General features: G+C 46.2%; 8 protein-coding genes and 1 pseudogene. 3 read left to right on the top strand and 6 right to left on the bottom strand.

The genetic code is table 11. The features are described from left to right. The coding region (gene rsgA, locus V6C93_RS29840) for a ribosome small subunit-dependent GTPase A (protein ID WP_333480311.1) at positions 1 to 740 on the top strand (740 nt) is incomplete at its 5' end. A gap of 53 nt (positions 741 to 793) precedes the next feature. Here rsgA and V6C93_RS29845 read toward each other — a convergent pair. Then, positions 794 to 2149 carry a serine/threonine-protein kinase gene (locus tag V6C93_RS29845; protein WP_333480312.1) on the bottom strand — a complete coding sequence of 452 codons (1356 nt, stop codon included), beginning with the start codon at positions 2147 to 2149 and terminating at the stop codon, positions 794 to 796. Between the two features lie 24 nt (positions 2150 to 2173). After that, on the bottom strand, positions 2174 to 2332 hold the full coding sequence (locus V6C93_RS29850) for a hypothetical protein (RefSeq protein ID WP_333480313.1): 159 nt from the start codon (positions 2330 to 2332) through the stop codon (positions 2174 to 2176). Between the two features lie 125 nt (positions 2333 to 2457). On the opposite strand from V6C93_RS29850, the gene V6C93_RS29855 reads away from it, so the two are divergent. Beyond that, positions 2458 to 3366 carry a ChaN family lipoprotein gene (locus V6C93_RS29855; RefSeq protein ID WP_333480314.1) on the top strand — a complete coding sequence of 303 codons (909 nt, stop codon included), beginning with the start codon at positions 2458 to 2460 and terminating at the stop codon, positions 3364 to 3366. Positions 3367 to 3472: 106 nt separating this feature from the next. On the opposite strand, the pseudogene V6C93_RS29860 reads toward V6C93_RS29855, so the two are convergent. The 4 genes and pseudogenes from V6C93_RS29860 to V6C93_RS29875 all read right to left on the bottom strand — a co-directional run. Next, positions 3473 to 3829 (bottom strand): annotated as a pseudogene (locus tag V6C93_RS29860) (response regulator); the annotation flags it as partial. A gap of 256 nt (positions 3830 to 4085) precedes the next feature. Further along, positions 4086 to 4892: an inositol monophosphatase family protein gene (locus tag V6C93_RS29865; RefSeq protein ID WP_333480315.1), complete on the bottom strand. Its 807-nt coding sequence runs from the start codon at positions 4890 to 4892 to the stop codon at positions 4086 to 4088. A 178-nt stretch (positions 4893 to 5070) separates the two neighbouring features. Continuing rightward, on the bottom strand, positions 5071 to 6507 hold the full coding sequence (locus tag V6C93_RS29870; RefSeq protein ID WP_333480316.1) for a BCD family MFS transporter: 1437 nt from the start codon (positions 6505 to 6507) through the stop codon (positions 5071 to 5073). 254 nt (positions 6508 to 6761) lie between these two features. Further along, positions 6762 to 7973 carry a transposase gene (locus tag V6C93_RS29875; protein ID WP_333480317.1) on the bottom strand — a complete coding sequence of 404 codons (1212 nt, stop codon included), beginning with the start codon at positions 7971 to 7973 and terminating at the stop codon, positions 6762 to 6764. Positions 7974 to 8072: 99 nt separating this feature from the next. On the opposite strand from V6C93_RS29875, the gene V6C93_RS29880 reads away from it, so the two are divergent. Further along, a partial coding sequence (locus V6C93_RS29880; RefSeq protein ID WP_333480318.1) for an aldo/keto reductase occupies positions 8073 to 8576 on the top strand: 504 nt, incomplete at its 3' end.

Consider the following 8576-nt stretch of genomic DNA (forward strand, 5'->3'; position numbering starts at 1 on the left):
AACTGACCCGATTTCTGGTTAAGGCAGAGTCTACGGGATTGGATATCTGTTTGTGCTTGAATAAACGGGATTTAGTCTTAGAGGAAGAGTTGGAGGAGTGGAGAAGTCGCCTCAAAGATTGGGGTTACGAGCCTTTATATATCAGCGTCTATAGTAATCAGGGATTAGAGGCACTCAGTGCCCAGCTCAATCATAAAATTACAATCCTGGCTGGTCCTTCTGGGGTCGGCAAATCCAGTCTAATCAATCAACTGATTCCTGATGTCAACGTGCGGGTAGCAGAAGTATCCGGCAAACTCAGCCGAGGGCGTCACACAACCCGTCATGTGGAATTGTTTGAGTTACCTGCTGGCGGACTCCTGGCAGATACCCCTGGCTTTAATCAGCCTGACATTGACTGCACCTCAGAAGAGTTAGCTCAGTATTTTCCAGAAGTAAGGCATCGGTTAGCAACAGCTAGCTGTCAGTTTAGTGATTGTCTGCATCGAGATGAGCCAAACTGTGCTGTGCGGGGAGATTGGGAGCGATATGACTATTATTTGGATTTATTAGAAGATGCGATCGCGTGGCAAGAGCAGCTGAACCAGCAAGCCGATCCAGAGTCCACCATAAAAGCGAAAACTAAAGGAAAAGGGCAAACTCAGTACGAACCTAAACTAGAAACTAAAAAATATCGTCGTCATTCCCGTCGCACTCAGCTGCAAGCACTGGAGGAGATGTATCAAGACTCCGAGGAATAATGATGCGATCGCGCTTCGCTCCCCTCACTCATCTCCACCAATGCTTCCAATCTTTATAAACCACACTCTTTGACAAGACCTAAAATATCTCCGTCCTCATATAGGTCATACCAACCACACTCATAATCACCTTCATCAGTCCATTCGGGTTCAAGGCTCTCCCTAACAGCATCCCGCATCGTGCCACTGCCCTCTACCCAAAAGGTGCCCGTACCTGGGCCAATCAACATTGGAAGATGACCAATGGGGGCCAGGAGTGTAAAATCGAGTTCAGACTCTAACAGTTCCTCAGGGTTGTGATTAATCCAGCCAACGCGTTTGCAAAACTTTTCCCAATCTCGGTTTACACTTTCCCAAATGCGCTTCTGGACACTAAAGCCAAAACGTGCGTTGCTATACTTGACCCAAAGTTGGTCGATGATACAGAAATCTTCGCAGGGGAAGTGGTCAATATCTCCATAAGGGCTGAGAAATCCTGCTTCTTGTCGCCCTGCTACTTCGAGCATCCTTTCACCTGTTTCCTGATCCGCTTCTTGCCATTTTTTAGCAGCTAATAGATCTCGCAGCTTGCTGTAATCCACCCCCGTGGCTGAAGTCATAGTTAAAGGTAGAGTCAGAGGTGTCAATCGAAACAGCGCCAACCATTCCTGAATAGATTGGGGGCGATCCTCTGCTTTTAACTCCATGCCTTTGAAAATCGCCTGATTTACTTCATCGCTGACATTAGCATTAAGTTCTAGAAATATTCCGTCTGCTCTGACATGGGGAATAGTGGGTACTTTGCCAGTCAACAGAAAATATAGCGTTGCAGCTAGGGCATAAACATCGGTGTATGCACCCCGTTTCGCTCCTGTATCATACTGTTCAATCGGCGCAAAGCCATCGAACAAAATTTTTGTGGATGTCTTCGGGATAAACTCACGGGTAATGCCAAAATCAATTAACACGGCTTCCGACTTACCAGGGCGCAACATAATGTTTTGTGGCTTCACCTCGCGGTGCAACAAGCCCTTATTGTGGATAAGTGTCAGTGCTTCACCAATTTGCTGAATGTATCGTAGAGCTTCGGATTCTGGCAAAACGCCTTGTTTCTCAACCCGATGGGCTAAATTTTCTCCGTTGATGTATTCCATCACCACACACCACAGTGTCCCTTCGGGAAAAAGGCTATCAATTGCCAAGAGATGAGGATGAGTGCAAGCGCCGAAGCTGATTACTTCATGAATGAAGTCTTGCTGCAATTTGACAAAGTCAGGGCGTTGTTGCACGTCGTCATTTAGGGTTTTGATGACAAAGATTTGCCCATTATTGTCTTTGGCGCGATAGGTAATGCCAAAGCTACCTTCAGCTAATACTTTTTCTACGGTGTACTTACCGTTTTGTAGCCTCTGCCCTGATAACCAAGCCATTGCTCACAAACCCGATACACTGGGTTAATTTTGACACAGGTTAAGAAAGGCTATGGCAGGGCGATCGCACTTCATCCCTAAAGAGGAGAGATGCGATCGCTCAACATCTTCCTCTGTGGGGTTGAACCGAAAAGTCCACCCTCTCAGGGTAGAGCAGTGTGTGTCTGCAATGATTCTAGACATTCCGGGCTTGGGTGGTGTGTAAGTTCAGAAAAAACATACGATGGAAAATTGTTAAAGTCTGCTGATATATTGCAACCCCCTTGAGAATACTTTCCAGACTCATAACTACTGGCTAAATTATGGTTATGAGAAAACGTCAAATTGCTAAATTCTGTGCATGGTCGTTGGGAATTTTCGTTATCTGCACCATCCCGGCTTGTGCAGATAACACCTCAACTCTTCACCAGCAAGAACAACAACAACGGAATCAACAAAAAATCCTACAGGAACTGATCAAGGCAGATGTTGTGTACTTGGGTGAAACACACGGCACTCCAGAAGACCATAAAGCCCAACTGGAAATCCTGCAAGCACTCTATCAGCAGAAACTGGAAGTTGCAAAGGACGGTAGTGCACCCCGCATGGCGATCGCACTGGAGATGTTTCAGCGACCTTATCAGAGTGTCCTTGATCAATATATAGCGGGGAAAATCACAGAAGAGCAGTTGGTGGAGCAAAGCGACTATGAAGAAAGATGGGGTTTCCCTTGGGAATACTACGCACCGATACTTCGCTTTGCAAGAGCCAATCAACTGCCCGTCTTAGCCTTAAACACACCCACCGAGGTAACGCGTAAAGTTGCGCGTAGCGGATTAGAGAGCCTAACACCTGCTGAACGCAAGTATATTCCGCCAGTGTCAGAAATTCGGACAGACAACCCCGATTACCGTCAAATGGTGCAAAAAACCTATGAACAGCATCATCAGTCAGGACATGGCAACAGTAGCAGCTTTGAGCGATTTTTCACCGCGCAGGTGCTGTGGGATGAAACAATGGCAGATGCGATCGCCCAATTTGTACAGGCTCATCCAGATGATCAAGTCGTCGTGTTAGCTGGGCAAACTCATATTGTTTTTGGCTACGGCATACCCAGTCGTGTCGCTCGACGCCTCAATAATCATCAATTAATACAACGTTCAGTCTTGTTTGACGCGTCTCAAAAAAAGCAATCTCAAAGAGAAAAAACGATAGCTGATTTCTTTTGGGAGTATTAACGGCACATCAGTAGAGTCATCAATCCGCCGTTGCAACCAGTTCAGCAGAAATAGTGACAGTTTTACTCACCGTTGTGGGCACAAACTGACTGATTATGCCCTCGGCTAAGAAATATTGAACGATATTGACAAGTTCTTGGGGATGGCAAGGCTTAGCAATGTAGGCATCGGCACCTTGCTTGATTCCCCAATAGTGATCGCAATCTTCTTTCTTATTGGAACACATGATCACAGCAAGCTTCTGGGTCTTTTTGTCGGCTTTAAGTCGCCGACAGACTTCGTAGCCGTTCATCTTCGGCAAAAGGATGTCTAGAATCACTAGATCAGGACAACAACGCTGTGCCTGTTCCAGCGCTTGTATACCATCATCAGCAAAAATAACATTTAACCCAATATTTTTGAGAATTTTAAAGACGATCAACTGTTGTGTTAGATCATCATCCACTACTAAAATCGTGCCCATAAATACTTATTTGCCATCGAAAAGGCTCAGGAAGGGTCTTGATTATTGACTAATATCTTGCACCCTTCAACGGCAAGCTTTCTTATGGTTAGGTGGGCAGTGTCCAAGACCCTACAGAACCTAACAATAGCATTGATGGACACGTCTCACCCTATAGCTACTGACAAGGGTGCAATATATAAGTTGAAGATATTTTTATCATAAGTTTTTTTTGCATAGAGAACTACTATAGTTAGCTCAAAATTGTGAATTTTCCTTAAGTCATATTGATGAGTGGTTTAAACACACTCACCAGTTCAGGGCTGCTAGCCACCAGGGTAGGAAGTGCTCTACTTCCATAATTTTCCCCAACGTCGAGGGGAAAAATTGTCTTTTCATCTAGTGGCACCCAAACCCCACCAGCCGCTTGTACAATTACCCAGGCTCCTGCAATATCCCAAATCTTGGGAGTCGCTTCGACACCACCCAGCGCGACACCACTAGCGATCGTCAGAAAGTTGTAACTGGCAACACCCATCATCCGAATTTTGCAGGGCAAGGATTGTTGCAATAATGCCGCACTTCGCGAGCAAAGGTTGAAAAAGTGGTTATGGCTAGGAGAATCGGTACTGCTGTGGATGGGGCGTCCATTTAGAAAGGCACCGTTCTCTAAACCCCCTATTCCAGATTCAGCCTCCCAAAAGCCATGAAAGGTTTGCCCGACGGGCGGGAAATGAACGTAGCCAAAAACAGGTGTGCCTTGATACAACAACCCCAGTGAAATCCCCCAAAGGGGAATCCCCCGTGCGAAGTTCGTCGTGCCATCTAGGGGGTCGATAATCCAACACCATTCAGCACCTGGAAATTCGTGTTGCCCTTCTTCACTCAAAATTCCATGACTAGGGAAATGAAATGCGATCGCATCTCGAATTGTCTCATCCGCCCAATTATCCGATTGCGTCACTAAGCTACCATCCGCCTTTTGGGACGCCTGAACCTGACCAAAATCAGCCATCAGTTGGCTGCCGACTTTTTCAGTCGTTGTCTTAGCAAAATTGAGAATATCTCTCCAAAAATCATTCATTTCCTAAAAGCAACTAAAGAATAGAACCTCTCTGAGCAGAGGAAAGAAATTGGGCGGTGCTGAAACCTTCGCTTTAACTCTTCCGTGCGGGAAGTCCCCATGCGTAGCGTAGCGGAGTCCGTAGGTAGTTCATCTAAGCACAGTATCACTATTCTCCCTGAGGAAACCTGCAAATCGCTCAGTCCAAGTCACTTTGGATAACAGTTGCGATCGCCTGCTTCGCATTGGTGCGGAACTCCTGCACGTTCACTCGTGTCAGAAACCAGACAGCCAGAGCCATACAGATAGCCTGAACCACAAATACCACCCCGTAGGCTAACACCAAGTTGGGAAACAGCCTCTTAGCGGCATCGAACACTGCTCCTCCCGTCACCGTTGCTACGCCTTTCGCTAAAGCCTGTGCTAGCCCCCAAGCCCCAATAAATGTACCGGCTGTTTCGGCTGCTGTTAGGTCTAGCATCAACGTAAGGGCTCCTGTCGTTAGGACTCCGGACACCAGACCGAAAAACAGCAGAGCGATTTGCAGCTGTTTCGGGTCATGGGTAAATCCCGATAGTATTACCCAGACTAGGGAGAAGATGACTAATACACCACCTAATTTTGTAGTCTTGCGTTTTCCCAGACGCGGAACCAGAAGGAATCCCGCCGCGCTCAAACCGATTAATGTCCCAGTTCCCCAGAAGGCATTGAGCGTCGCTGTTTTGCCTACCTCCATGTTGAACACATCACCCCCATAATTTTCTAAAATGGGGTCTTGCATGAATAAGCCAAGGGTCATTAGCACCAAAAACGTGAAAAATAACCGAGTTTGGCGGCTAGCTGTCAAGATGCGCCAAGCCCGATTCAGGGTAATCTTTTCTTCCTGGTTAACTAATGTGGAGCGCGAAGCATAGCGGGAATATTTTTTCTCTACGCCCCAGGTTGACACAAATGCCAGCCCAAACATCACTAAAGGCACAATCAGAAACAGGCGATTAATTTGTACCTGTAGTAACTCGATCGAGGCATTCAGGGTTAACTTTTTGAGCAGCACGCCAATGGTGATTGCCCCAACAATGGTTCCTCCAATGAGCATCGACCAATCAATGCCCACTAACTTGGAGCGATTATCTTCATCAGAAACATCCACCAACAGCGTCGCGAAGGGCGTAGAACAAGCGCTGGTTGCTAGACCATAAAGTGCAAACAGTAGAGCTAGTAAACCTGTCCAGGCATAGGTTTGGGGCGTCCAGCCGGATGCCTTTAAACTATCGCCCACCTGCCACATCACCTGTACCACTAAAACGGAAAGGATAGCAAGACTTGCAGCGCCGAGCCAAACATACGCCGTGCGATGATACCCCCACAACGGTTTACTATCGGACATTTGCCCGAACCAAATTCGTGCTGGAGCCACAAACAGGGTAAAGGCAAGGATGATTGTGCCTAGTGTTGCTGGCAGTCCCAACTCTCGAATCAGCACGCGATTGAGTACCCCAAAAATCAGCACTGACATCATGCCTAGCCCGACTTGGAACAGACCGAGTCGGAACATGGTCAATAGGTCAACTCTGGGTAATACCTCGTCGTACACTGATGAGGCAGGCTGGGAATTCGGTAAATCACTGCTGTTCATATCGTTATAAACGCGTTGGCGTAGCAGGTTCGTTAGCGTAGCGATCGCTCTGGGCGGTACCTTTATTCAGTGGCGATCACAAGATTAGGAATGTTAGTGCGATCGCCTACGGCTTTACTCGCAGCTGATCGCTTACCAAACTCAGTATTGTATTTTCCTTCTAAAGTTACACATTAATGAACCGTATTTTTGGCTGCCGCTCCCTATTGGCAACGATACACTGAGGAAAATGAAGAAATTTGACACTCTCCGCCCTACAAGTGCGGAGATTCTTCGTTCATAGACCCAACTTGCCCTGACAGGATTACTCCAACCAGAGTAGAGGTCGAATCTCCCGAAGCGTTCGAGTCTATGACCCAAGTTCCCACATGCCCTGTGGTACTCAAGGCTAACTTCAGAATATTGACTGCGGCATTCCAATCTCTATCTAGTACGAACCCACATTTGCAAATATGAGTTCTCATAGACAAGGATTTCTTGACTATAGTGCCGCAACTAGAACATTCCTGGGAAGTGTAGGCAGGATTAACTGCAATAGTTATCTTGCCCAGTTTTATTCCAAAATGTTCTAGCCATTTCCTGAACTGATACCAACCTGCATCATTAATAGATTTGGCGAGACAATGATTTCTAACTAAGTTTTTAATCCTCAAATCTTCGTAAGCTACCAAATCGTTAGATTGGATTACGCAACGCGCCACTCTCTTGGCATGTTCTTCACGTTGCCTACTTATTTTGAGGTGTACTCTTCCTAGTCTATTAATGGCTTTTTTCCGATTGGCAGAGCCTTTCTTTTTCTTTGAAACACGGCGTTGCTGGAACTTCAGTCGTTTCTCACCCTTCCGATAAAACTTTGGGTTAGGTTCGGTATAACCATTGCTATCGGTGTAGAACTCAGAGAGTCCTACATCTAAGCCAATCATTCTTCCGGTTAGCTCTACGTCTACTTTATTCTCGGCACTCACCAAGAACTGAACATAATAGCCATCAACACGACGCACTAACCTAACTCGTTTTATCTGGTCTAATTGGTATAAATTTAAATCCCACGTCCCTTTGAGTTTGAGCTTACCAATCCCTTTCTTGTCAATGAAATCAATCTGTTTCCGATTAGAAGAAAGCTTCCACCCGCTAGTTTTGTATTCAACTGACCGACAGTTTTTCTTGAATTGCGGGTAGCCTTTCTTCCCTGGGGAAGATTTCTTGCAGTTACTGTAGAACCGAGCAATTGCACTATAGGCTCTTTCAATGGATGCTTGGCAAGCACTTGAGTTCAATGCCTTAACAAAGGAGAACTCTTCCCTCAATGACTTGCTGAGGCGATATAGTTCTTTTTGTCCTACACAAGAGTTATCCATCCAATGACGGATGGCTTTGTTGCGAACAAACTGAGCGGTTCTAATCGCCTCATCTATAGCCGTGTATTGAGTTGTTTTCCCTTTGACCTTGAACTCCAGAACTATCATTTACGTGAAAAAACCTACGCAAAAGACTATACCATAAAAAAGTCCCCTAGAAGGGGAAGGCTTTAAACCCAATATTTTCGGTAAACAATTAATTTGACTATGCAGACTCTTACCTTAGGGCAGAATGGTCCAACGGTTACCGCTTTAGGCATTGGTACTTGGGCATGGGGCGACAAGCTGTTTTGGAACTACGGCAATGATTATGGAGCCTCACAGCTGAAAGAAGCCTTTGAGGCAACCTTAGATTCTGGTATCAGCTTTTTTGATACCGCTGAGGTTTACGGGTTAGGGGAATCGGAATCCCTGCTGGGACGGTTTATGAAACAACGGGGGCGTCCCGTGCAGATTGCAACTAAATATTTTCCCGTACCCTGGCGATTGACCGCCCAGTCTGTTTCTGATGCTTTAACCGCCAGTTTAAAACGTCTACAGGTGGAGCGAGTTGAGCTGTATCAAGTGCATCAACCGTTCAGTTTTTTCATGAACCAAGAAACCCTAATGAATGCTCTCGCTGATGAAGTGAAGCGAGGTCGAATTGCTACTGTCGGTGTCAGCAACTATTCAGCTGCTCAAATGCGGGAAGCTCATGGCTACTTGGCAGCG

Source organism: Allocoleopsis sp. (genome assembly GCF_036703385.1).
In the GTDB taxonomy this organism is placed as follows: Bacteria; Cyanobacteriota; Cyanobacteriia; order Cyanobacteriales; family Coleofasciculaceae; genus Allocoleopsis.